The organism is Streptomyces sp. NPDC015532 (assembly GCF_043078065.1).
In the GTDB taxonomy this organism is placed as follows: domain Bacteria; phylum Actinomycetota; class Actinomycetes; order Streptomycetales; family Streptomycetaceae; genus Streptomyces.
Genome location: NZ_JBIBSY010000003.1, coordinates 586056 through 608541, shown reverse-complemented (window position 1 = coordinate 608541; position 22486 = coordinate 586056). Strand labels below are relative to the sequence as shown.

22 protein-coding genes and 2 pseudogenes are annotated in these 22486 nt (G+C 71.4%); 18 read left to right on the top strand and 6 right to left on the bottom strand.

Features of this window, described 5'->3' with window-relative positions; translation table 11 throughout:
• Window positions 1-121: 121 nt before the first annotated feature.
• Entirely contained in the window at window positions 122-385 is a 264-nt protein-coding gene (locus ACF07B_RS13955) for a hypothetical protein (protein WP_392179217.1), read from the bottom strand.
• Here ACF07B_RS13955 and ACF07B_RS13950 point away from each other — a divergent pair.
• From ACF07B_RS13950 to ACF07B_RS13930, 5 genes and pseudogenes are all read left to right on the top strand, one after another.
• Window positions 267-1218, top strand: a pseudogene (locus ACF07B_RS13950) (transposase); the annotation flags it as partial. The gene ACF07B_RS13955 and the pseudogene ACF07B_RS13950 overlap by 119 nt on opposite strands.
• A gap of 507 nt (window positions 1219-1725) precedes the next feature.
• Window positions 1726-2022, top strand: coding sequence for a muconolactone Delta-isomerase family protein (locus tag ACF07B_RS13945; RefSeq protein ID WP_328777397.1), 297 nt, complete (start codon window positions 1726-1728; stop codon window positions 2020-2022).
• Window positions 2019-2747, top strand: coding sequence for an SDR family NAD(P)-dependent oxidoreductase (locus tag ACF07B_RS13940; protein WP_392179126.1), 729 nt, complete (start codon window positions 2019-2021; stop codon window positions 2745-2747). Before ACF07B_RS13945 ends, ACF07B_RS13940 begins: the two co-directional genes overlap by 4 nt.
• Window positions 2748-2791: 44 nt before the next feature.
• Window positions 2792-3162 (top strand): annotated as a pseudogene (locus ACF07B_RS13935) (YybH family protein).
• Between the two features lie 418 nt (window positions 3163-3580).
• Window positions 3581-3715 (top strand): hypothetical protein, encoded by a 135-nt coding sequence (locus tag ACF07B_RS13930; RefSeq protein WP_392179125.1) that lies wholly within the window; start codon window positions 3581-3583, stop codon window positions 3713-3715.
• A 239-nt stretch (window positions 3716-3954) separates the two neighbouring features.
• Here ACF07B_RS13930 and ACF07B_RS13925 read toward each other — a convergent pair whose 3' ends face one another.
• The gene (locus tag ACF07B_RS13925) at window positions 3955-4644 is read right to left on the bottom strand and encodes a GPP34 family phosphoprotein (RefSeq protein ID WP_392179124.1); all 690 of its coding nucleotides are present in this window, start codon (window positions 4642-4644) and stop codon (window positions 3955-3957) included.
• 301 nt (window positions 4645-4945) lie between these two features.
• Between ACF07B_RS13925 and ACF07B_RS13920 the strand changes: the two genes are divergently transcribed.
• The 3 genes from ACF07B_RS13920 (at window position 4946) to ACF07B_RS13910 (ending at window position 8676) form a co-directional block, all read left to right on the top strand.
• Complete coding sequence (locus ACF07B_RS13920) at window positions 4946-6580, top strand: ABC-F family ATP-binding cassette domain-containing protein (protein WP_392179123.1); 1635 nt, start codon at window positions 4946-4948, stop codon at window positions 6578-6580.
• Between the two features lie 129 nt (window positions 6581-6709).
• Window positions 6710-7486, top strand: coding sequence for a dimethylargininase (gene ddaH / locus ACF07B_RS13915; RefSeq protein WP_392179122.1), 777 nt, complete (start codon window positions 6710-6712; stop codon window positions 7484-7486).
• A 212-nt stretch (window positions 7487-7698) separates the two neighbouring features.
• A complete protein-coding gene (locus ACF07B_RS13910) occupies window positions 7699-8676 on the top strand; it encodes an acyl-ACP desaturase (protein ID WP_369481144.1) in 978 nt (325 codons plus the stop codon).
• A 210-nt stretch (window positions 8677-8886) separates the two neighbouring features.
• Here ACF07B_RS13910 and ACF07B_RS13905 read toward each other — a convergent pair whose 3' ends face one another.
• Window positions 8887-9132, bottom strand: coding sequence for a WhiB family transcriptional regulator (locus ACF07B_RS13905; protein ID WP_362399813.1), 246 nt, complete (start codon window positions 9130-9132; stop codon window positions 8887-8889).
• Window positions 9133-9403: 271 nt separating this feature from the next.
• On the opposite strand from ACF07B_RS13905, the gene ACF07B_RS13900 reads away from it, so the two are divergent.
• Complete coding sequence (locus tag ACF07B_RS13900) at window positions 9404-10195, top strand: VOC family protein (RefSeq protein ID WP_392179121.1); 792 nt, start codon at window positions 9404-9406, stop codon at window positions 10193-10195.
• Between the two features lie 204 nt (window positions 10196-10399).
• On the opposite strand, the gene ACF07B_RS13895 is transcribed toward ACF07B_RS13900, so the two are convergent.
• Both ACF07B_RS13895 and ligD read right to left on the bottom strand, forming a co-directional pair.
• A complete protein-coding gene (locus ACF07B_RS13895) occupies window positions 10400-11437 on the bottom strand; it encodes a LacI family DNA-binding transcriptional regulator (RefSeq protein ID WP_392179120.1) in 1038 nt (345 codons plus the stop codon).
• 190 nt (window positions 11438-11627) lie between these two features.
• Window positions 11628-12656, bottom strand: a complete 1029-nt coding sequence (ligD, locus tag ACF07B_RS13890; protein ID WP_392179119.1) for a non-homologous end-joining DNA ligase — start codon at window positions 12654-12656, stop codon at window positions 11628-11630.
• A gap of 74 nt (window positions 12657-12730) precedes the next feature.
• On the opposite strand from ligD, the gene ACF07B_RS13885 reads away from it, so the two are divergent.
• Together ACF07B_RS13885 and ACF07B_RS13880 are read left to right on the top strand one after the other, a co-directional pair.
• The gene (locus ACF07B_RS13885) at window positions 12731-13801 is read left to right on the top strand and encodes an ATP-dependent DNA ligase (protein ID WP_392179118.1); all 1071 of its coding nucleotides are present in this window, start codon (window positions 12731-12733) and stop codon (window positions 13799-13801) included.
• Between the two features lie 168 nt (window positions 13802-13969).
• On the top strand, window positions 13970-14953 hold the full coding sequence (locus ACF07B_RS13880) for a DUF3048 domain-containing protein (protein WP_392179210.1): 984 nt from the start codon (window positions 13970-13972) through the stop codon (window positions 14951-14953).
• Between the two features lie 86 nt (window positions 14954-15039).
• On the opposite strand, the gene ACF07B_RS13875 is transcribed toward ACF07B_RS13880, so the two are convergent.
• Window positions 15040-15504 (bottom strand): MarR family winged helix-turn-helix transcriptional regulator, encoded by a 465-nt coding sequence (locus tag ACF07B_RS13875; RefSeq protein WP_369481100.1) that lies wholly within the window; start codon window positions 15502-15504, stop codon window positions 15040-15042.
• Window positions 15505-15819: 315 nt separating this feature from the next.
• Between ACF07B_RS13875 and ACF07B_RS13870 the strand changes: the two genes are divergently transcribed.
• From ACF07B_RS13870 to pcaD, 7 genes are read left to right on the top strand one after another with little or no spacing between them, the layout of a single operon-like run.
• A complete protein-coding gene (locus tag ACF07B_RS13870; RefSeq protein ID WP_392179117.1) occupies window positions 15820-16602 on the top strand; it encodes a CoA transferase subunit A in 783 nt (260 codons plus the stop codon).
• On the top strand, window positions 16602-17249 hold the full coding sequence (locus ACF07B_RS13865; RefSeq protein ID WP_369481098.1) for a CoA transferase subunit B: 648 nt from the start codon (window positions 16602-16604) through the stop codon (window positions 17247-17249). Before ACF07B_RS13870 ends, ACF07B_RS13865 begins: the two co-directional genes overlap by 1 nt.
• Window positions 17246-18448, top strand: a complete 1203-nt coding sequence (locus ACF07B_RS13860) for a thiolase family protein (protein ID WP_392179116.1) — start codon at window positions 17246-17248, stop codon at window positions 18446-18448. Before ACF07B_RS13865 ends, ACF07B_RS13860 begins: the two co-directional genes overlap by 4 nt.
• A 10-nt stretch (window positions 18449-18458) precedes the next feature.
• Window positions 18459-19229: a protocatechuate 3,4-dioxygenase subunit beta gene (pcaH, locus tag ACF07B_RS13855; protein WP_362399842.1), complete on the top strand. Its 771-nt coding sequence runs from the start codon at window positions 18459-18461 to the stop codon at window positions 19227-19229.
• Between the two features lie 2 nt (window positions 19230-19231).
• On the top strand, window positions 19232-19795 hold the full coding sequence (gene pcaG / locus ACF07B_RS13850; RefSeq protein ID WP_384235747.1) for a protocatechuate 3,4-dioxygenase subunit alpha: 564 nt from the start codon (window positions 19232-19234) through the stop codon (window positions 19793-19795).
• Window positions 19792-21141, top strand: coding sequence for a 3-carboxy-cis,cis-muconate cycloisomerase (gene pcaB / locus ACF07B_RS13845; protein WP_392179115.1), 1350 nt, complete (start codon window positions 19792-19794; stop codon window positions 21139-21141). Before pcaG ends, pcaB begins: the two co-directional genes overlap by 4 nt.
• Window positions 21138-22280 carry a 3-oxoadipate enol-lactonase gene (pcaD, locus tag ACF07B_RS13840; RefSeq protein ID WP_392179114.1) on the top strand — a complete coding sequence of 381 codons (1143 nt, stop codon included), beginning with the start codon at window positions 21138-21140 and terminating at the stop codon, window positions 22278-22280. Before pcaB ends, pcaD begins: the two co-directional genes overlap by 4 nt.
• The last annotated feature ends 206 nt before the right edge of the window (window positions 22281-22486 follow it).

Genomic DNA, 22486 nt, shown 5'->3' with positions numbered 1-22486 from the left:
AGGGGCTCCTGAGGGGACTCGGTGAAGCCATGACGGCCCGCTGCCGACGCCCTCGCCCAGGACATGGGGATCGGCGAAGAACGGCAAGGGCCGGATCGTCGTGCCCCAGTCGATGCTGGAGTCATTCGGCCCCGGTAAAGGCGCGGCGTGGAACGAGGAACGCCGCATCTACACCGGGCTGAACATGCTCCAGCGGCCCGGCGACCCCAACACGATTGAGGTCATCCAGTTCGAGATCCGCGTCAACGAGCACCGCGACACAGACCGGCGTGCCAGGGTTCGACGAGCGGCGGCACCAGGTGTTCGATGCACCCGCCCCGCCGCGCCCGCACGTGACCGAGCACCGCATCGTGGCGAAGACCTGCACCGGCTGCGGTACCACCACGGTCGGCGGCGTGCCCGCCCGGGCGAGGGGGCCGCGCTCAGTACGGGCCGCGACTGGCCGCCCGCGCCGCGTGGCTGCTGTGCGCGCACCACCTGCCGGTGCGCCGCACCGCCGGCGTGCTCGCCACCCTGCTCGGCGCGCAGGTGTCGACCGGGTTCATCGCCTCGGTGCGCTCCCGCGCGGCCCGGCTGCGCGAGGTCGCGTTCCTGCCCCGGGTGCGGGAGCTGATCGCCGCCGCGCCCGTGGCGCACGCCGATGAGACGATCGCCCGCGCGGGCGGGGCGAACGTGTACTTGCCCGTGGCGTGCACCGAGTACCTCACCGCCATGCACACCGGCGACCGCACCAAGGAGACGATCGACGCCGGCGGGATCTGGCCCGCCTTCGACGGCGTCCTGGTCCGCGACGGCTACAACGGCTACACCCACCTCGACCACGTGCTCCACGCCTGGTGCGGCGCCCACCTGCTGCGCGACCTGCGCAGCGTGCACGACGGCGACCCGGCCGGACAACTGTGGGCCAAGGCCATGGCCGACACCCTCCTCGCAGCCAAGGACGCCGCCGAGCAAGCCCGTACCGCAGGCTTCGACGCGCTGCCCGCGTACGAACTGGCCCGGGTCCGCAACCGCTACCTCGGCGCGCTCGCCCACGGCCGCACCCACAACACCGGCCGCCGCGGACCGCTCGCCGACGAGGCGAGCAAACTGATCCGCCGGTTCAAACGCTACGAGGACATGATCCTGCGCTTCCTCGATCGCCTGTCGGAGCCAGGAATTGAAGTTCGCGAACCGCGGGCCCCGCTGCTCCCAGCCGGGGGGTGGCGCCCATGTGCACGACGGCAACGTCTGCGTATCCAGGTCCCAGCACGCTACGTCATCGTTGTCCTCGCGCTTGGCGAACAGGACAAGTCGGCGTGTCGGGTAGGCGGAGGCCAGCAGGCGCATGCCAGACCTCAGAAGATCACCATCGATGATCCACCACGGCTCCAGATCCGTGAGGCCGAGTTCGACGACCCGGAGGAACTCGGGCGGATAGGCGAAGCCCTCAGTCAGGTCGTCGCCGGTCAGCAGGTCTGCCATGTCAGTTGCCGTCCCATCCGGTCCAGGGTGAGCCCATCGGATACGTCCTACGGTAAGGGCCCGCCTGCTTGCCGATCCGGAGCAGAACCCCGTCGCCCCGGGTCTCAGGGACACCCTTCTTAAGACAGTTGATCCGTTCGGTGCCGGCGGGTGCCGGCCCGGTGCTCACCCGTCCGGCCGAGCGGGCCGGTGGGTCCGCGCGAGCGGCGGGCGTGGCGAGGCCGGATGCTGGAGGGGGTCACGCCCCAGAAGGAGATGATCATGGAGTACCTGGTCACGATGACCACCCACGTCCCGGACGGGACCTCGGAGCAGGCCGTCGAGGACATCCGCACCCGCGAGGCCGCCCGGTCACGCGAGCTCGCGGCGCAAGGGCACCTGCTCCGGCTGTGGCGCCCGCCGCTGCAACCGGGCGAGTGGCGCACGCTCGGGCTCTTCGCCGCCGCCGACGCCGACCGGCTGGAGGAGGTCCTCGCCTCGATGCCGCTGCGGATCTGGCGCACCGACGAGGTCACCCCGCTCTCCCCGCACCCCAACGACCCCGCCGGCACCGGATGAGCACCGACCAGAAGCTCGCCACCCGGAAGGTCACCGTCGTCACCGGCGCCTCCCAGGGCATCGGCGCCGCGCTGCTCACCGCCTACCGCGAGCTCGGCCACGCGGTGGTCGCCGTGTCCCGGTCCATCGCCCCGTCGGAGGACCCCGAGGTGCTGGCGGTGCGGGGCGACCTGGCCGAGCCGGGCGTCGGCGCCCGGGTGGTCGAGCAGGCGCTGGAGCGCTTCGGCCGGGTGGACACCCTGATCAACAACGCCGGGATCTACATCGCGAAGCCGTTCACCGACTACACCGACGAGGACTACGAAGCCGTGACCGGGGTGAACCTCCGCGGCTTCTTCGAGGTCTCCCGCAGCGCGATCGCCGCGATGCTCGCCCGCGAAGGCGGCGGCCACCTGGTCAACATCTCCACCAGCCTGGTCGACCACGCGGACTCCCGGGTCTCCTCGGCGCTCGCCTCGCTCACCAAGGGCGGGCTGAACGCGGTCACCCGCTCGCTGGCGATCGAGTACGCGGCCCGCGGCATCCGGGTCAACACCGTCTCGCTGGGCGTCATCCGCGCCCCGTCCTACTCGGCCGAGACCCGGGACGCCCTTGCCGCGCTGCATCCACTGGGCCGAATGGGCGAGGTCGCCGAGGTGGTCGACGCGGTCGTCTTCCTGGAGAACGCCCCGTTCGTCACCGGCGAGATCCTGCACATCGACGGCGGCCGGAGCGCCGGACGCTGAGCCGGGCGCCGAGCACCGGCGCGGATCACGAGAGAGGAACTCCGATGAGCACCACAGCGGACCACGAGCAGGCACTGCGCAGCATCCTCGACGAATGGAAGGCCGCCGTCGACGCGCACGCCCCCGAGCGGGTCGCTGCCTGCTTCACCGAGGACGCGATCTTCCAGGGCCTGCACCCCTACACCGTCGGCCGGCGGGCATCGCCGCCTACTACGACTCCCAGCCGCTCGGCATGACCGCCGACTACCGGATCCTCGAAACCAGGCAGCCGGCCGACGACCTGGTGCTCGGCTACTTGAGCGTCGACTTCGTGTTCACCGACCGCCCCACGCTCACCGTCAACCTCAGCGTGCTGGTCGAGCGGACACCGCAGGGGCGGCTGATCGGCCACTACCAGGTCTCCCGCCTCGGCTGACCCGCGAACGGGGCCGGCGGCGGCCCCGTTCGAGCGGAACCTTAGGGCACCGTTAGCGCCCCCTGAGCGTCGCCGACCAGGCGCCGAGCCACTTCTACGCTCGACCCACACCGGTCGACGGGACCGTTGTCCACGGTCGTCAGACCGCCGTCAGGCATCCGCACCACGTCCGTCGGATCGCCGGCCCAGCCGTTCACCTTCATGCTGTCGATGATCTCAGCAGCGTCACTGACAGACGTCTGGCTCAGTCTGATGGAGCGAGAGTTGAGCTGCTGAACAGCTACGTCTCGTTCTGCAGGACTCGTCGTCATGTTGGGCCCCTTTAGAACGTCCTCCGTCTCGCGGCTGCCGCCGAAGTCTGCGCTAATCTTCGGCAGTTGCCCAGCCATGGTGGCGGTGACGCCGCGATCACGACGAAATGGACCGCGTGCCTCGTTCCACAACAGGAGCTGTCGGCTGGTGGGGGCGCGGTCGGCGCGCTTCCTTCAAGACCCTCGCGATCTCCCTGCTGGCCGCCCAGCACCAGGAGAGCTACGGGAGCAGGCTGCCGTAGCTGGCAACGTGCGGCGTTTGCCCGCCGTCCGCCCCGGATCGGCTCACTTCGGATCATGCAGCTGAGCACAGCCCTGTGCCGGTCCCCGCGCCAACGGGTCCCCGCCGTGGAGCGTCGCACCGCCTCGTGACGGGACCCGTAGCCGGGCGTCGCACCGCCTCGTGACGAGGACCCGTAGCCGGGCGGCACGACGCCCCGGGGAAGCCGCGCTCCCCGGGGCACGCCTCGGCCGCGCCGGTTCAGTTCGCCGTGGTGGCCGCCGTGGCCGCCTGGGCGGACGCCGTCGTGGCCGCCACGACCACCGCCGTACGGACGTCCTGGATGACCTTCCGCAGAGCGGGAGCCGCCGCTCCTCCGCGTTCGGTGAGCTCGTCGATGCGGGCCCTGTGGAGCACCCGCTCCTTGGACGAGGCGAAGGTGCGGAGCTCGGCGGCGGTGGCCAGGGCGACGAGGGCCGCGTCACGGTCGCCGACGTCGGCGACGGGCACCGGTCCCTCCAGCACCTCGCGCGCCTGCCCGCGCAGCGCCTCCACCGCGGGCACCCGGTCCAGCTCGTACTCGACGGACGGGAAGATCCCGAGCACGCGCTTGCGCTCCGCCCGCAGATATCCGTCGGCGGCGAGCTGGGCGCGGACGGCGTCCAGGGTGACCCGGGCCCGTGAGGTGACCCACGGCTTCCACCCGCGGGGCCGGGACTCCGACACGAGTTCCAGGAGCCCGTCGAGAACGACGTCCCCGGTCCGGGAGTCGGGGTCGACGGGGGTGACGATGCCGTCGTCGTCGACGAGGAGCCCGCGCTGGGCGAGTTCGGTGAGAGCCCCGGCGCGCACCAGGTGGTGGAGGTGGGTGGACCCGGTGATGCTCCGTTTCGTGGTGTCCCACGCCAGGAGGTAGAGCCGGGCGGGCAACGACAGCGGGCCGTTCGGCACGTGGTCTCCTCGGTTCGTCGGTGGGGCGCGTTAATCCTTTGACAGCCCTCAGGACCGCCCCTACGGTGTATAGCGGTTCTGTTGCCGTCGAATGGAGAAGGACGTTGCTCGTCTGAGGTCTGAGACACCGCGTCACACCCGTCTGGTCCCGTCGGACCCGTGTGCGCAGCGTGCGACCTCGGCGTTCGAGCCGTCCTTGGGTGCGGAGCCTTTCTCTCGCTCTCCTCCGAACTGGATCGTCGTCGCCTCGCGGTGTCCCGTACGCGTACCCCCGACCGCATCCAGCAATCGCGAGGCCCTCATGTCAACGTTCCCCACCTCCATCACCTGCTCCGCCCTGTCCTTCGCCTGGCCTGACGGCACCGACGTCTTCGACGGTCTCCAGGTCGCCTTCGGGCCGGGTGTCACCGGACTCGTCGGCGTCAACGGATCAGGCAAATCAACCCTGTTGAAGCTGATCGCCGGAGAACTCACCCCGGCGGACGGCACCGTCCGGGTCGCGGGCGAGGTCGGCCATCTGCCGCAGAACGTCACCCTCGACACCACGCTGCGGGTCGACGAGGCGCTCGGCATCCGCGCGGTCCGCGCCGCCCTCCACGCGATCGAGGCGGGCGACGCGTCCGAGGAGCACTTCGACGTCGTCGGCGACGACTGGGACGTCGAAGAGCGGGCCCGCGCGACCCTCGGCGAACTCGGCCTCGGGCACATCGACCTGGACCGCACGGTCGGTGAGGTGTCCGGTGGCGAGTCGGTGCTGCTGCGGCTGGCCGCGCTCCTGCTGCGCCGGCCCGACGTCCTCCTGCTCGACGAGCCCACCAACAACCTCGACCTGTACGCGCGACGACGGCTGTACGCGGCCGTGGAGGCCTGGTCCGGCGTCATGGTCGTGGTCAGCCACGACCGCGAACTCCTCGACCTGGCCGACCAGATCGCCGATCTGCACTCCGGCGAGGTCAGCTGGTACGGCGGGAACTTCTCCGCGTACGAGGAGGCGCTCGCCGCCGAACAGGAGGCGGCGGAACGCATGGTGCGCGTCGCCGAGTCCGATCTGAAGAAACAGAAACGCGAACTGGTCGACGCCCAGGTCAAGTTGGCCCGGCGCAGGCGGTACGGGCAGAAGATGGCCGAGCAGAAGCGCGAGCCGAAGATCGTCATGGGCGCGCGCAAGCGGTCGGCCCAGGAGTCCGCGGGCAAACACCGGCTCCTGCACGAGGGCAGGCTCAGCGAGGCGAAGGAGCGTCTCGACGAGGCGGTGGAGGCCGTACGGGACGACGACGCGATCCGGATCGACCTGCCGTACACGGCCGTTCCGCCGGGGCGCGACGTCCTCACCCTCGACCGGCTGGAGCTGGAGCACGGCACGCGGGTGAACGGCGTGTTCGATCTTCGCGGCCCCGAACGCGTCGCGCTCATCGGGCGCAACGGAGCGGGCAAGACGACCCTCCTGCGCACGATCGCCGGGGAGCTGGAACCCGTGTCCGGCGAGGCGCGCGCCCATGTTCCCCTGCGCTTCCTGCCGCAGCGGCTCGACGTCCTGGACGACGATCTGAGCGTCGCCGAGAACGTGGCCCGGTACGCGCCGGCCGCCACCGACAACCGGATCCGGGCCCGTCTCGCCCGCTTCCTGTTCAAGGGGGCGAAGGCCGACCAGCGGGCGGCGACGCTCTCCGGCGGCGAACGCTTCCGCGCGGCGCTGGCGGCCCTGATGCTGGCCGACCCCGCCCCGCAGCTCCTGATGCTCGACGAGCCGACGAACAACCTCGACATGGCGAGCGTCCGCCGCCTCACCACGGCCCTGGAGTCGTACGAAGGGGCCCTGATCGTCGCCAGCCACGACATGCCGTTCCTGGAGTCGATCGGCATCACGCGACGACTGCTGCTGGAAGGAGGAGAACTGAAAGAAATCGCTCCGGAAACTGTCGGGTATTCCTCATAGTGCGGGAAGCGGGGGCGGCCTAGGTTCGGGGGTGGGCGGTGCCCGGTGTCCGGCCGGGGGGCTTTTGCGCGCGTGAACCGCGCTGCATGATGTTGCGCCGACACCCCCAGCCGATTCGGAGACCCGCCCGTGCCCCCTCAGAAAGCGCTCGTACGCAGGCCCAGCCCCCGCCTCGCCGAGGGCCTGGTGACGCACGTGGAACGCACCGCGGTGGACGTCGATCTCGCGGTCGAGCAGTGGGAGGCGTACACCGAGGCACTGCGTACGCACGGCTGGGAGACCGTCGAGGTGGACCCGGCCGAGGACTGCCCGGACTCGGTGTTCGTCGAGGACGCCGTCGTCGTCTTCCGCAACGTCGCCCTCATCGCCCGCCCGGGCGCCGAGTCCCGTCGCGCCGAGACCCCTGGGGTGGAGGAGGCCGTGGCACGCCTCGGCTGCTCGGTGAACTGGATCTGGGATCCGGGCACCCTCGACGGGGGCGACGTCCTGAAGGTGGGCGACACCATCTACGTGGGCCGCGGCGGCCGGACGAACGCGGCCGGGATCCAGCAGCTGCGCGCGGTCTTCGAACCGCTCGGGGCGCGGGTCGTCGCCGTTCCCGTCAGCAAGGTGCTGCATCTGAAGTCGGCCGTCACCGCGCTGCCCGACGGGACGGTGATCGGACACGAACCGCTCGTGGACACCCCCTCGCTCTTCCCCCGCTTCCTCGCGGTGCCGGAGGAGTCCGGGGCGCACGTGGTGCTCCTGGGAGGCGGCAAGCTGCTGATGGCCGCGTCCGCCCCGAAGACCGCCGAACTGCTCGCCGACCTCGGCCATGAACCGGTCGTGGTGGACATCGGCGAGTTCGAGAAGCTCGAAGGCTGTGTGACGTGTCTCTCGGTGAGGCTCCGGGAGCTGTACGCCTGACCGAGTGAGCGAACCATCCGTACGGCTCCGGCCCTCGACGCCCCGGGTCCCTCCGGTGTGCGCCGGGAAGCGGGGGCGTCCGCGCCCGTAACACCGCTGATCAGCGACCTTTACAGGCTTCTTAACCTACGGAGTCGTAACCTACGGAGACGTAGCCTACGATGCCGTAGGTTGGCTTTACGCTCGTTGTCCCGTCCCTCCCTGGAGCACCCGTGACGATCACTTCCCCCGACCTCGGCAGCCCGGCAGCCGCCTGGACCGACGCTCGCCTGCTGTTCGCGCTGGAGGAAGTCGTCGAGACGGAGCTGAACCGTCACCTGAAGGTGGCCAAGGACTGGATGCCGCACGAGTACGTGCCCTTCAGCGACGCCCGCAACTTCCCCGGGTTCTTCGAGGACGGCGAGGCCTGGGACAAGGAGCAGTCCAAGGTCACCGAGATCGGCCGGATCGCGCTCGTCGTCAACCTGCTCACCGAGGACAACCTCCCGAGCTACCACCACGAGATCGCGTCCCTCTTCGGCCGTGACGGCGCCTGGGGCACCTGGGTGCACCGCTGGACGGCGGAGGAGGGCCGGCACGGCATCGTGATGCGCGACTACCTGCTCGCCTCGCGCGCCGTGGACCCGGACAAGCTCGAAGCGTTCCGGATGCAGCACATGAGCGAGGGCTTCGAGTCGGACAACCGCCACTCGATGCTGCACTCGGTCGCGTACGTCGCGTTCCAGGAGCTGGCGACCCGCGTCTCGCACCGCAACACCGGTCACCAGTCGGGCGACCCGGTCTGCGACCGCATGCTGGCACGCATCGCGACCGACGAGAACCTGCACATGGTCTTCTACCGCAACCTCCTGAAGGCGTCGTTCGAGCTCGCCCCCGACCTGACCATGCAGGCCTGCCGCGACGTCGTCGTCAACTTCCGGATGCCCGGTCACGGCATGCCCGGCTTCGAGCGCATGGCCGCGCAGATGGCCATCGGCGAGATCTACAACCTGCGCATCCACCACGACGACGTGCTCCAGCCGGTGCTGCGTCACCTCAAGGTCCTGGAGATCGACGGCCTCGGCCCCGAGGGCCTCAAGGCGCAGGAGGAGCTCGGCTACTTCATGGGCGGCCTCGACACCGAGGCCTCGAAGTTCGACGAGAAGCTGGCCGCCCGCAAGGCCCGGATGGCCGCCCGCGGCAAGGCGTAGCCCCTCCCGCGAGGACGGTGACCCCGGCCTTCGGGGCGCCGCTCTCACCGACGCGGCCACGGGCACCCCGGCCGGGTTCAGGTCCTGCCGGCGCGCGTCCGGTCCGGACCGGTCCTGCCGGACAGCCGGTCCGGGCGTACCTGCCGGGCAGCCGGTCCGAAACCCCGCTCTCCGAGCCCCCGCGCGGCCGACGCCGCGCGGGGGCTCGTGTCACTCCAGGGCGCGCCGCAGGCCGAGACGCTCCTTCTCGGAGAGTCCGCCCCACACACCGAAGCGTTCGTCGTTGCTCAGCGCGTAGTCGAGGCACGCGGGGCGCATCGCGCACATCCCGCAGATGCGCTTCGCCTCGCGCACCGAGCTGCCCGGTTCGGGAAAGAAGAAGTCCGCCCCCGTCTGCGCGCACAGCGCCTGCTCCTGCCAGGCGAGGTCGGACGGAGTGATGGTTACCGAGTACATGGTCAAGAGCGTGCCCGACGGCGAAAAACGTTCGATCAACGCGGGATCAACGCGACGTACCAAGGCTTCCGGCGGCCTCGATGATGGCCCGCCGGGGAGGGCTCGGGCACGGCGGCGCGCGGGAGAAAACGGCGACAATCCGAAGCGCGGCGGACACCTTGAGTGACAGACTCCGGCGATCCGGGCGGTTTGCGCGTCTCCACGGCGATTGTCGGTGGGCGGTGGAAGACTCGGCATCAAACGCGACGAGACCCCTCGAAGGAGGGCAATCATGCTCACCACCCGCTTCGTCAACGGCTCCCCGAACTGGCTGGATGTCGGCACGGCCGACATCGAGGGTGCCATCGCCTTCTACGGAGGCCTCTTCGGCTGGCGGTTCCGGTCGGCGGGGCCCGACGCCGGAGGCTACGGCTTCTTCCAGGTCGACGGCAGGACCGTGGCCGGGGGCATGCAGATCACCGCCGAGCAGGGCCCGCCGTCCTGGAACGTCTACTTCCGGACCGCGGACGCCGAGGCCACCGCCAAGGCGGTCGAGCACACCAAGGGCACGGTGCTCGTGCCGCCCATGGACGTGATGGGCGAGGGGCACATGGCCATGCTCGCCGATCAGGCGGGCGTGACCTTCGGCGTCTGGCAGCCGGGCCGGACCGAGGGCCTGGGCCTGGCCGGCGACCCGGGCTCCCTGTGCTGGGTCGAGCTCTGCACCCCGGACATCGCGGCCGCCGCCGCGTTCTACCACGCGGTCTTCGGGTGGAACACCTCGGCGGTCGAGTTCCCGGGCGGGACGTACACCTGTATCAACCCGGCGGGGACCGAGGAGGAGGGCATGTTCGGCGGCCTCGTCCCGCTCGCCGACGACCCGGTCGAGGCGAGGACCGGCGCGTACTGGCTGCCGTACATCGAGGTCCCCGACACGGACGCCGTGGTCGCCGAGGCCCGGGAACTCGGCGGTACGGTCCGGATGCCCGCCACGGACATGGAGGGCGTCGGCCGCTTCGCCAAGCTCGCCGATCCGTACGGGGCCCGCTTCGCGGTGATCACGAGCGCACCACGCCAGAACTGACGCGCCCGGCCGGCGAACCGGCCCGACGCCGAAGCCTGTCGGCCCGCGCCGATGGGTTTCGGCCCCTGGGCGAGCCCCGACGCACGAGCGTCGTGGGTCCTTGAGCCCATGCCTGTCGCACCACCGTCGTGAGTCCCACGCCGAAGCCCGCCACACCGCCGTCGTGAGTCCCACGCCGAAGCCCGCCACACGCCGACGTCGGTCCTACGCCGAAGCCCGCCGCACCACCGTCGTCGGCAGGACCACTCCGGGGGCCTCGGGGGCCGTGTCCTCGGCCCCTGCCCCGCCCTCCAGGCCGCGGATCAGCAGCCGGGCCATCAAGCGGCCCATCTCCTCTATGTCCTGACGCACCGTCGTCAGGGGCGGATCCGTCTGTTCGGCGATCGGCAGCATGTCGTCGAAGCCGATCACGGCCACGTCGTCGGGCACCCGGCGCCCGTGCTCACGCAGCACGCGCAGCACGCCGAGCGCCGACAGGTCGTTCGCCACGAACACCGCGTCCAGGTCGGGACGGCGCTCCAGCAGTTCCCGCATCGCGCGTTCGCCGCCGGCGGGGGTGAAGTCGCCCTGCGCGACGAGCGCCGGATCGGCGTCGGTCATGACGTCACGGAAGCCGTCGAGCCGGTCGACCGCGGACGTCTGGTCGAGGGCGCCGGTGATGTGGGCGATGCGGGTCCGCCCGAGGCCGAGGAGGTGGCGAACGGCCTGACGGGCTCCCCCGCGGTTGTCGCAGTCGACGTAGACCGCTTCGCGGACGCCGTCGCCCCAGCCGGGCCGTCCGCCGAACACGGTGGGCACACCGGCGCCGTGGATCAGGCCCGGCAGCGGGTCGTCGAGGTGCAGCGAGAACACGAGCGCGCCGTCGACGTGGCCGCCGGCGAGGTAGCGGGCGACGCGGGCGTGGTCGTCGCGGCCTTCCGTGAGCAGCAGGACGAGTTGCGAGTCGTTGGCTGTCAGTTCCTTGCTGATGCCGCGGAGCTGGAGCGCGAAGAAGGGGTCGGCGAAGACCCTGGTCTCCGGCTCGGCGATCACGACGGCGACCGCGTCGTGGCGTCGGGTGACAAGGCTGCGGGCGGCCTGGTTCGGCACGTACCCGAGCTCTTCGACGGCCCGGCGCACGCGCTCGACGAGCGGTTCACGGACCCCGTCCCCGCCGTTCACGACCCGTGACACGGTGGCCCGGGAGACCCCGGCCCGCGCTGCCACGGCCTCCAGCGTGGGGCGCGACGCTGTCTCGGTCACCTCAGGGCACCTCCTCGGCGGATGCGGATCAGGATAGCCGCGTGGCCGCTCGCTCTGTGGAAGTGCTCCCCGATCACCGAGAACGGCTCGAACCGATCCCGCCGCGGCGGAAGTTCGGCGCCGACGGGCCCGGGCGGGACCGGGTCCCGAACAGCCGGGCAGGGCCGCCGGGACGGGGCCGTCCGGGGAGTCACGTGTCCTGCGGGGCGTCCTCGTGCTTCGCTCGGCTCGGCTGCACCCGCTTGGGCTCGCCCGGCATCTTCGGGTACTCGGGCGGGTACGGGAGGTCGCCGAGGCCGTGGTCGTGCTCGTCGCGGCTGGCGAGTTCCAGCAGCGCCTCCAGGGAGAAGGCGTGATCGTCCATGTCGGCGTGCACGTCGCCGAGTTCGGCGAAGCGCCCCGGCATGGTCGCCAGGTCGAAGTCCCGGGGCCGGGCGTCCTGCACCTCGTCCCAGCGCAGCGGCGCTGAGACCGGGGCGTGCGGGCGGGGCCGTACGGAATAGGCCGAGGCGATGGTGCGGTCCCGAGCGGTCTGGTTGTAGTCCACGAAGATCTTCTCGCCCCGCTCCTCCTTCCACCAGGCGGTGGTGACCTGATCGGGCATACGGCGTTCCAGCTCGCGCCCGACGGCGATGGCGGCCCGGCGCACCTGGGTGAAGGTCCAGCGCGGCTGGATCGGCACGAAGACATGCAGGCCGCGGCCCCCGGAGGTCTTGGGCCAGCCCCGCAGACCTCCGTACTCGTGCAGGACCTCGCGCAGTTCGTGGGCGGCGCGTACCGCGTCCGCGTAGTCCGTGCCGGGCTGCGGGTCCAGGTCGATGCGCAGTTCGTCGGGGCGGTCGACGTCGTCACGGCGGACCGGCCACGGATGGAAGGTGAGCGTGCCGAACTGCGCGGCCCACAGCACGGCGGCGGGCTCGGTGGGACACATCTCGTCGGCGCTGCGGCCGCTGGGGAAGGTGATGTGGGCGGTCGGGATCCAGTCGGGCATGTTCTTGGGCGCCCGCTTCTGGAAGAAGGACTCGCCGGTCACCCCGTCCGGGTAGCGCTCCAGCGTGGTGGGACGGTTGCGGAGGGCGCGCAGGATGCCCTCACCGACGGCGAGGTAGTACTGGGCGAGGTCCAGCTTCGTGAACCCGCGCTCCGGGAAGAAGATCTTGTCCGGGCTGGACAGACGAACGCTCCTGCCGGCCGCTTCGAGTTCCACCGCATCGCCCATGCGAGCCACGGTAGGCGCAGCTCGCGGGCCCCGCACACCGGGCGGATGCCCGCGGCACCGCGCAGAATCGAAGTATGGATCTGCCGGTGATGCCCCCCGTGAAGCCGATGCTCGCCAAGTCGGTGGCGAAGATCCCGCCGGACATGCATTACGAGGCGAAGTGGGACGGATTCCGGGCCGTCGTGTTCCGCGACGGCGACGAGATGGAGATCGACAGCCGCACCGGCAAGCCGCTGACCAGGTATTTTCCGGAGCTCGTCGAGGCGCTGCGGGAGCGGTTGCCGGAGCGCTGTGTGATGGACGGGGAGATCGTGATCGCCAGGGACGGGCGGCTCGACTTCGACGCGCTCACGGAACGGATCCATCCCGCGGACTCACGCGTGCGGATGCTGGCCGAGCGGACCCCCGCCTCCTTCGTGGCCTTCGACATGCTGGCCCTGGCCGATGCCTCGCTGCTGGAGGTGCCACTGAGCGAGCGGCGCGCGCTGCTGGTGAAGGCGTTGTCCGGGGTGACGGCGCCGGTGCACGTGGCGCCGGCGACCACGGACCGCGAGGTGGCGCAGCGGTGGTTCGAGCAGTACGAGGGGGCGGGGCTCGACGGCGTCATGGCGAAACCCCTCACGCTGCCGTATCTGCGGGACGAGCGTGCCATGTACAAGATCAAGCACGAGCGGACGGCGGATGTCGTCGTCGCGGGCTACCGCTTCCACAAGAGCGGACCGGTCGTCGGGTCGCTGCTGCTCGGCCTGTACGACACGGAGGGCACGCTCCAGCACGTGGGCGTCAGCGCCGCGTTCACCATGAAGCGGCGGGCGGAACTGGTGGAGGAGCTGGAACCCTTGCGGCTCAAGGACGCGGCCGGGCATCCGTGGGCGGCCTGGGCGAAGGAGTCGGCGCACGAGACGGCCCGGCTGCCGGGCGCGCCCAGCAGATGGTCGGCCAAGAAGGACCTGTCCTGGATCCCGATCCGGCCAGAGCGGGTGGCCGAGGTGGCCTACGACCACATGGAGAACGGCGTACGGTTCCGCCACACGGCCCGCTTCCGCCGATGGCGCCCCGACCGTACCGCCGAGAGCTGCACGTACGGACAACTGGAGGAGCCGGTCGGCTACGACCTGGCGGAGATCCTGGGGCCGCGGAGCTGACGCGCCGGGAACGGAGCCGCTTCCTCCGCGCCCCTCTTCGACCCTGCACGGATCGTCCCGCTGAGCCGATCGACTCAGTCGCCGCGCGCAATCAGAAACGATCGGGTATGGCCACCGATGAACTGATGAACGCACAATCGATGGCACGGGACAGGTGGCACGGTGGGCATACGAGAGTTGGTTCGGACGCGGCGTGGCGCGTGGACGGCGGGACTGCTGGCCGTCATGGTGACAGGCTCCCTGACGACGGGCTGCACCTCGGGCGGCGGGAGGACCGACGACGGCCGGTCCCCGAGCCAGAGCCAGAGCCCGAGCGACAGGGGGACGGGCGTCTCGAACGCCGGCCCGGTGCTCGCCGTGAAGATCGACAACGCGCCCGACGCCCGCCCCCAGACGGGGCTCGACGCGGCGGACGTGGTCTACGCGGAGCAGGTCGAGGGCGGTCTGAGCCGGCTGATGGCGGTCTTCGCGAGCACCCTGCCCGACAGCGTCGGGCCCGTACGCAGTGCCCGCGAGTCGGATCTCGAACTGCTCAGACAGTTCCACGAGCCGACGCTCGCCTTCTCCGGGGCCCAGCACAAGCTCCTGCCCCTGATCGACGACGCTCCGCTGGATCCCGAGCCGGCCGGGAAGGTGCCCGACGCCTGGTACCGGGGCACGGGCAAGGCCGCGCCGCACAATCTGTATCTGCGTCCGCGGCGGCTGATGGACTCCGCGCCCGGCGACGCCGCGCTGACCACGGGCTTCCGTTTCGGCGCGGCACCCGAGGGCGGCACCCCGGAGGCCTCCCGCACGGTCCGCTTCCCGTCGGCCCGCTTCACCTTCACCTGGTCGCCCGACCGCGAGCGCTGGCTGGTGGCGATGGACGGAACGCCGACGGTGACGACCGACGGCGCCACGGTGGCTCCGGCGACGGTGGTCATCCAGTACGTGAAGGTGCGCGCTTCGAGGTACCACGACTTCCTCGGCAACAACACTCCCTTCACGGAGTCGGTGGGCTCGGGCACCGCCCAGGTACTGCGCGACGGCCGCGCCTTCGACGCGCGGTGGACGCGTCCCGCGGCGGCCGACGGCACACGGTTCACCGGTCCGGACGGCACACCCATGAACTTCGCCCCGGGCCAGGTGTGGGTGATCCTCGCCAAGGCCTGAGTTCCGGACACCCGGGCATGGACACCCACGAGCGGCCGGGCCGGCCGAACCCCCGCTCCGGCCCCCGCCCCGGAGGACGTCGGCCCTCAGTGCTGAGCGCGGAGGGGTTCCGCGGGGTTGCGGAGCCCCTCGGCGGCGTCCGAGACGCGTTGGATGAGATCGAAGAAGAGGCCCTGTTCCTCGGCGGAGAGGGGAGCCAGGAAGACCTGGTTCATGCGCGCGGTGCGCACGGTCAGCTTCCGGTGGACGCGCAGCCCGTCGTCCGTGAGGCGGAGCAGGAAGCGCCGTCCGTCCTGCGGGTCGCGCACCTTGTCCAGCAACGCGCGGCGCCCGAGCCGGCTGATGACCTCGGCGATCGTGGACCGGTCGAGTCCCACCCGCTCCCCCACCGTGCGCTGGTCGAGGCCGGGTTCGGCGACCAGCGCGTTCAGGACCGCGAACTGGGGCGAGGTGATCTCCTCGGAGACCATCGTGTTCCACAGCAGGTAGTGGGCCTGCTGGAGTCGCCGGGCCAGGTGCCCGGGGTGGGTGGAGAGGTCCACCGCGGCCATGTGCGCTCCTTGGGTCCGGTACGCGCCGGTGACGGCGCCGCACCGGGGTGGTGTGCGTCGATGCCCCGCGTCTCGTCGGCGCTCCGGGTTCATCGATGCTCTGAATTCGTTGGTGCACTGAACGATACCTGCCCTCCCTGGCGGCTGTCCCGCCTCTGTCGACCTTGCCGATCCGTCGAATTGATGCGCACATCCGAAGTCTTGACGGACCGAGGTCCGGGTGGCAGCGTGTTGACCACCTCGCAGAAATACTCAGTGCCCTGATTAATTTGGGCGCAGGGCAGCAGGACACTCGGGAGAGATGAGGCTTCACGGATGGACAAGGTGGTCGCCACGGCGCTGGAGGCGGTGGCCGATGTACCGGACGGCGCGACCCTGGCGGTCGGCGGATTCGGCCTCAGTGGCGTTCCGAACGTGCTGATCCAGGCGCTCCACGAGCGTGGCGTCCAGGGACTCGGGGTCGTCTCCAACAACTGCGGGGCCATGGACTCCGGGCTCGCCACCCTGCTGGCCGCCGGACGCATCTCCCGGGTCACCGGCTCGTACATCGGCGCCAACAAGGAGTTCGCACGGCAGTACCTGGCCGGGGAGCTGGAGGTCGAGATGATCCCGCAGGGCACGCTGGCCGAGCGACTGCGCGCGGGGGGTGCCGGGATCCCCGCGTTCTACACGCCGGCCGGGGTCGGCACCCAGGTCGCCGAGGGCGGGCTGCCGTGGCGGTACGACGGCCAGGGCGGCGTCACGCTGGCCTCCCCGCCGAAGGAGGTACGCGACTTCGACGGCACCGCGTACGTGCTGGAGCGCGGCATCCGCACCGACTTCGCGCTGGTACGGGCCGCGAAGGGCGACCGGCACGGCAACCTCGTGTTCAACAAGTCCTCCCGGAACTTCAACCCGCTCGCCGCGATGGCCGGCAGGGTGACGATCGCCGAGGTCGAGGAACTCGTGGAACCGGGCGGGATCGATCCGGACGCCGTGCACCTGCCCGGCATCTTCGTGCAGCGCGTCGTGGCCCTGACCCGCGAGCAGGCGGACGCCAAGATGATCGAGAAGCGGACGGTCTCGTCGCCCGCGGCGGACAGGACGGTGAGTGACTGATGGCCTGGAGCAGGGAAGAGATGGCGGCCCGCGCCGCACGTGAACTGAGGGACGGCCAGTACGTGAACCTCGGCATCGGCCTGCCGACCCTGATCCCCAACCACCTCCCCGCCGGCGTCGAGGTGATCCTGGAGTCGGAGAACGGCATCCTGGGCACCGGCCCCTACCCCGCCGAGGACCAGGTCGACCCGGACCTCATCAACGCCGGCAAGGAGACCGTCACGGTCCTGCCGGGTGCCTCGTACTTCGACTCCGCCCTGTCCTTCGGGATGATCCGCGGCGGGCACATCGACGTCGCGGTGCTGGGCGCGATGCAGGTGTCGGCGGGCGGCGACCTCGCCAACTGGGCCGTCCCGGGCAAGATGATCACCGGCATCGGCGGTGCGATGGACCTCGTCCACGGGGCCCGGACGGTCATCGTCGTGATGACCCACACCGCCAAGGACGGCTCGCCCAAGATCCTCCGTGAGTGCGAGCTGCCACTCACCGGGAAGGCGTGTGTGAACCGGATCATCACCGATCTGGGCGTCCTCGACGTCACCGACGGGGGACTCCTGCTCGTGGAGACCGCGCCGGGTGTCACAGCCGAGGAGATCAGGGCGAAGACCGCCGCCGAGATCCGTGTCGTGGAGGAGATCCCGTCGTGAAGGACGTCTACATCGTCGATGCCGTCCGGACGCCGATCGGCAGGTACAACGGCTCGCTGGCCGCCGTACGCCCGGACGACCTGGCCGCCCACGCCATCCGCGAACTCCTCGCCCGGACCCCGGAGCTGGACCCGGCGCGGATCGAGGACGTGTACTTCGGCAACGCCAACGGCGCGGGCGAGGAGAACCGCAACGTGGGCAGGATGGCCGCCCTCCTCGGCGGACTGCCCACCTCCGTGCCGGGCGTGACCGTCAACCGGCTCTGTGCCTCCGGGCTCGAAGCCGTCATCCAGGCGGCCCGCGCCATCGCTCTCGGCGACGCCTCGATCGCCCTGGCCGGTGGCGTCGAGTCGATGACCCGCGCCCCGTACGTCCTGCCCAAGAGCGACCGGCCGTTCCCCGCCGGGCACGCCGAGCTGTACTCCACGACCCTCGGCTGGCGCATGGTCAATCCCCGGATGGACCCGCAGTGGACCATCCCGCTCGGCGAATCCGCCGAACTCATCGCGGACAAGCACAAGATCACGCGCGAGCAGCAGGACGAGTTCGCCCTGGGCAGCCACCGGAAGGCGGCCCGGGCGCGGGCGGAAGGCCTGTTCGACGCCGAGATCGCCCCGCTGTCCCTCCCCCGGCGCAAGGGCGACCCGATCGTGTTCGGCGCCGACGAGTGCGTACGCGCGGACGCGTCCCTGGACGCCATGGCCCGGCTGAAGCCGTCTTTCCGTACGGAGGGGGGCACCGTGACCGCGGGCAACGCCTCTCCCCTCAACGACGGCGCGGCGGCCCTGCTGCTCGTCGATGCGGAGGGACTCGAAGCCACCGGCCGTGAACCCCTCGCCCGGGTCTCCGCCACCGGCGTGTCCGCGATCGATCCGCAGTACTTCGGGCTCGCCCCCGTCGAGGCGGTGAAGCGGGCACTCGCCAAGTCGGGCAAGGGATTTGACGATCTGTCGACTCTGGAACTGAACGAGGCCTTCGCCGCCCAGGTCCTCGGCTGTGTCGCCGAATGGCCCGAGCTCGACCCCGCGATCCTCAACCCGCAGGGCGGCGCCATCGCCCTCGGCCACCCCCTCGGCGCCTCCGGTGCCCGGCTCGCCGGCACCGTCGCCCACCAACTCGCCCGCAAGGGAACCGGAGTCGGTGTCGCCACCCTCTGCATCGGCGTGGGCCAGGGCCTCGCCCTCGTCCTCGAACGCTAGGAAGTCGACCATGGCTCTCACTCAGTCGGACATCGACGTCGAGATCAAGGATCACCAGGACGCGTACGACAAGGCGGTGGCCGGCGGCGCGCCCGTGCGGCACCACCCCGCGCGCGACTACGCCCCGTACCGCAGCTCGCGGCTGCGCCACCCCAAGCAGCCGCTGGTCCCCGTGAGCGGCGGCGACCCGGAGACGGTCGAGCTGTCCGGCCCGGTCTTCGGCGTCACCGACATCACCGAGATGGACAACGACCTCACCCTCCAGCACCGGGGCGAGCCGATCGGCGAGCGGATCACCGTCTCGGGCCGGCTGCTGGACCGCGAGGGACGTCCGGTGCGCGGCCAGCTCATCGAGATCTGGCAGGCCAACGCCGCGGGACGGTACGCCCATCTGCGCGAGCAGCACCCGGCCCCGCTCGACCCCAACTTCACCGGTGTGGGACGGACCCTGACGGACGATCAGGGCGGTTACGCGTTCACCACGGTCCGACCGGGACCGTACCCCTGGGGCAATCACACCAACGCCTGGCGGCCCGCGCACATCCACTTCTCGGTCTTCGGCACCGCGTTCACCCAGCGGCTCGTGACCCAGATGTACTTCCCGGGCGACCCGCTGTTCCGATACGACCCGATCCTGCGGTCCGTGACGGACGAGGCGGCCCGCGACCGGCTGATCGCCGCGTACAACCACGATCTCTCGCGGCCCGAGTTCTCCATGGGCTACGAGTGGGACATCGTCCTCGACGGTCCCTCCGCCACCTGGATCGAGGAAGGCCGATGAGCATGACCGAACGGCTGCCGCCCACCCCCGCCCACACCATCGGCCCCTTCTACGGCCACGCGCTGCCGTTCCCGGGCGGCGGCGACATCGCGCCCCCGGGCCACCCCGACACGATCACCCTGCACGGCCACGTGTTCGACGGGGCGGGCACGCCGGTCCCCGACGCCCTGCTGGACTTCTGGCAGGCCGCGCCCGACGGCTCGCTCACCGGCGCCCCCGGCTCGCTGCGCCGCGACCCGTCCACGGGGGGCTTCCTCGGCCGCAACGGCGTCGACTTCACGGGCTTCGGCCGGGTCGCCACCGACGCCGACGGCCGCTACGCGCTGCGCACGCTGCCGCCGGGAAACGCCGGGCTGCCGTACATCGGGGTCTGCGTGTTCGCGCGGGGTCTGACGCACCATCTGTTCACCCGCGCCTACCTGGCCGACGGCCCTGATCCGCTGCTCGACGCGTTGCCGGACGAGCGGCGCGCCACGCTGATCGCGGCCGAGGGCACGATGCGGACGTACCGTTTCGACATCCGTCTTCAGGGCGAAGGCGAGACGGTCTTCCTGGAGTTCCAGTGACACCTGCCGAACCCGTCGCGGACGACACCGGTCTGCTCGCTCCCGGCCGGGCGGGCTCCCCGGCGTCCGCCGCGACGAGCGACACCGCGTATCTGCGGGCCCTGCTCGACGCGGAGGCCGCGCTGACCCGGGCCCAGGCGTCCCTGGGACTGGTCCCGGCCGGGGCCGCGACGGCGGTGACCTTCGCCGCCGGTGACGCCGACTTCGACATCGCGTCGATCGCGCTCCGCGCCCGGAGCGGCGGCAACCCGGTGATTCCCCTGGTCGCGGACCTGACGGCCGCCGTCGGCGCCGAGTTCGGCCCGTACGTCCACCGGGGCGCGACGAGCCAGGACATCCTGGACTCGGCCACGATGCTGGTCGCGTCCCGCACCCTGCACCTGGTCCTGAACGACCTCGAACGGACCGCGCGCCACCTCACCCGGCTCGCGGCGGAACACCGGGACACCGTCCTGCCGGGCCGCACCCTCACCCAGCACGCGGTGCCGACGACCTTCGGGCTGAAGGCGGCGGGGTGGCGGTCCCTGGTGCTCGACGCCCGGGACCGGCTGCACGCCGTACTGACCTCGCTGCCCGCCCAACTGGGGGGCGCGGCGGGCACGCTGGCCGCCTTCACCGCTTTCGGCGCCGACGACACCCAGGCCCTGACCGCCGCGTACGCACGCGAACTGGGCCTCGCCGAGCCCGTGTTGCCCTGGCACACCCTGCGCACCCCGATCGCGGACCTGGCCGGGGCACTGACGTTCACGGCGGGCGCGCTCGGCAAGACGGCCGTCGATGTGCTGACGCTCTCCCGCACGGAGATCGCCGAACTGGCCGAGGGATCCGGCGGCGGCTCGTCCGCGATGCCGCACAAGGCGAACCCGGTGCGGGCCACCCTCGTGGCCGCGGCCGCCCGGCGCGCCCCCCTGCTCGCGGCCACCTTGTACGGGGCGCTGCCGGCCGAGGACGAGCGGCCGGCCGGGGCCTGGCACGCCGAGTGGGAGCCGCTGCGCGATCTGCTGCGGCTGGTCGGCGGGGCGGCCCGTGACACGGCCGAACTGACCATGGGCCTCCGGGTGAACGCCGACGTCATGCGCGAACACCTGGACCTCACACACGGGTTGATCGTCTCCGAACGGCTGGCCGCCGAACTCGCCCCGCTGCTCGGCCGGGCGCGCGCCAAGGAACTGCTGACGCGAGCCGCCGAACGGGCCGTCGGTGAACGGCGGCCCCTCGCGGACGTGCTCGGCGAGGAGCCCAGCCTCAAGGACCTCACGGGCGTCGACCTCGCGGAGCTCACCGACCCGACCCACTACACGGGCTCCGCCGGAGTCCTCACCGACCGTGCTCTGGAGCGACGTTGACCTCGCATCTGCTCACCCACCGCACCGAGGGATCCGTCACCGCTCCCCCGCTGCTTCTCGGTCCCTCGCTCGGGACGTCGTACGCCCTGTGGGACAAGATCGCGCCCGAACTGTCCGCCGCCCACCGGGTGGTGCGCTGGAACCTTCCCGGGCACGGCGGTTCACCCGCCGATCCGATCGGTCCGGGAGCGACGGTCGCCGATCTGGCGGCGCTCGTGCTGGAGTTGGCCGACTCCCTGGGCATCGGGCGTTTCGCGTACGCCGGGGTGTCACTGGGCGGCGCGGTGGGGCTGCACCTGGCGGTCCACCACCCCGAACGCCTCTCGTCCCTCGCGGTCATCTGCTCATCGGCCCACTTCAACGGATCCAAGCCGTGGGAGGAACGGGCCGAACTGGTACGCCGCGAGGGCCTCGGACCCGTCGCGGCGACCGCCGACGCCCGATGGTTCACCGCCGGTTTCACCGTGCCGGAGCTGCTCCGGGATCATCGCGACGCCGACCCGGAGGCGTACGCCGCCTGTTGTGACGCCCTGGCCGCGTTCGACATCCGCGACCGGCTGGCGTCGGTCACCGTACCGACGCTGCTGATCGCCGGGCGCGAGGACCCCGCGACGCCGCCCGCCCATCTGCGGGAGATCGCGGACGCGGTGCCGGGTGCGGCGCTCGTGGAGATCCCGGGCGCCTCGCATCTGGCGCCCGCACAGTGTCCGGAGGCCGTGCTGACGGCTCTGCGGGCGCACTTCTCCGCCGGGGGTGCCCGGCGGGGCATGGAGGTACGCCGTCAGGTCCTCGGTGACGAGCACGTGGACCGTGCGCAAGCGCGCCAGAGCCCGTTGACGACCCGGTTCCAGGACTTCATCACGCGCTACGCCTGGGGCGAGATCTGGACCGACACGACGCTGACCCGCCGCGAGCGCAGCATGATCACGCTGACCGCGCTGGTGGCACACGGCCACTACGACGAGCTGGCGATGCACGTCCGCGCGGCACGGCGCAACGGGCTCTCTCCCGAGGAGATCGGCGCGGTGCTGCTCCAGACGGCCGTCTACTGCGGTGTCCCGGCCGCCAACTCGGCCTTCGCGGTGACCCAACGGGTGCTGGCGGAGGACAGCGCCTCCCCGTCCGACTCGCCGGACTGACCCCTGCCAGGGCCCTCAGGCTGAACCAGGTCCGGGGCACCCGCGGTCCGAGGCCCGTCAAGGGCACCCTCGGACCAACCCGGCCAGGGAACACCCTGGGACTGCCCCCGGCCAGGTCTGGGACGCAAGCGGACCTGCCCCTGTCAGGGGCACCCTCCGACCTGCCCCGGCCGGGGCGCGGCACCTGTGGGCTGTCGGCCGCCCGT

What these genes read in the sequence shown, in the direction of transcription:
- ACF07B_RS13905 (WP_362399813.1), bottom strand. Translation starts at nt 9,132, where the DNA reads ATGTACTCGGTAACCATCACTCCGTCCGACCTCGCCTGGCAGGAGCAG.
- ACF07B_RS13865 (WP_369481098.1), top strand. Translation starts at nt 16,602, where the DNA reads ATGGCCTGGAGCAGGGAAGAGATGGCGGCCCGCGCCGCACGTGAACTG.
- ACF07B_RS13940 (WP_392179126.1), top strand. Translation starts at nt 2,019, where the DNA reads ATGAGCACCGACCAGAAGCTCGCCACCCGGAAGGTCACCGTCGTCACC.
- ACF07B_RS13885 (WP_392179118.1), top strand. Translation starts at nt 12,731, where the DNA reads ATGGATCTGCCGGTGATGCCCCCCGTGAAGCCGATGCTCGCCAAGTCG.
- ACF07B_RS13870 (WP_392179117.1), top strand. Translation starts at nt 15,820, where the DNA reads ATGGACAAGGTGGTCGCCACGGCGCTGGAGGCGGTGGCCGATGTACCG.
- ACF07B_RS13875 (WP_369481100.1), bottom strand. Translation starts at nt 15,504, where the DNA reads ATGGCCGCGGTGGACCTCTCCACCCACCCCGGGCACCTGGCCCGGCGA.
- ACF07B_RS13945 (WP_328777397.1), top strand. Translation starts at nt 1,726, where the DNA reads ATGGAGTACCTGGTCACGATGACCACCCACGTCCCGGACGGGACCTCG.
- pcaG (WP_384235747.1), top strand. Translation starts at nt 19,232, where the DNA reads ATGACCGAACGGCTGCCGCCCACCCCCGCCCACACCATCGGCCCCTTC.
- ACF07B_RS13930 (WP_392179125.1), top strand. Translation starts at nt 3,581, where the DNA reads ATGGACCGCGTGCCTCGTTCCACAACAGGAGCTGTCGGCTGGTGGGGG.
- ACF07B_RS13920 (WP_392179123.1), top strand. Translation starts at nt 4,946, where the DNA reads ATGTCAACGTTCCCCACCTCCATCACCTGCTCCGCCCTGTCCTTCGCC.
- ligD (WP_392179119.1), bottom strand. Translation starts at nt 12,656, where the DNA reads ATGGGCGATGCGGTGGAACTCGAAGCGGCCGGCAGGAGCGTTCGTCTG.
- ACF07B_RS13900 (WP_392179121.1), top strand. Translation starts at nt 9,404, where the DNA reads ATGCTCACCACCCGCTTCGTCAACGGCTCCCCGAACTGGCTGGATGTC.
- pcaH (WP_362399842.1), top strand. Translation starts at nt 18,459, where the DNA reads ATGGCTCTCACTCAGTCGGACATCGACGTCGAGATCAAGGATCACCAG.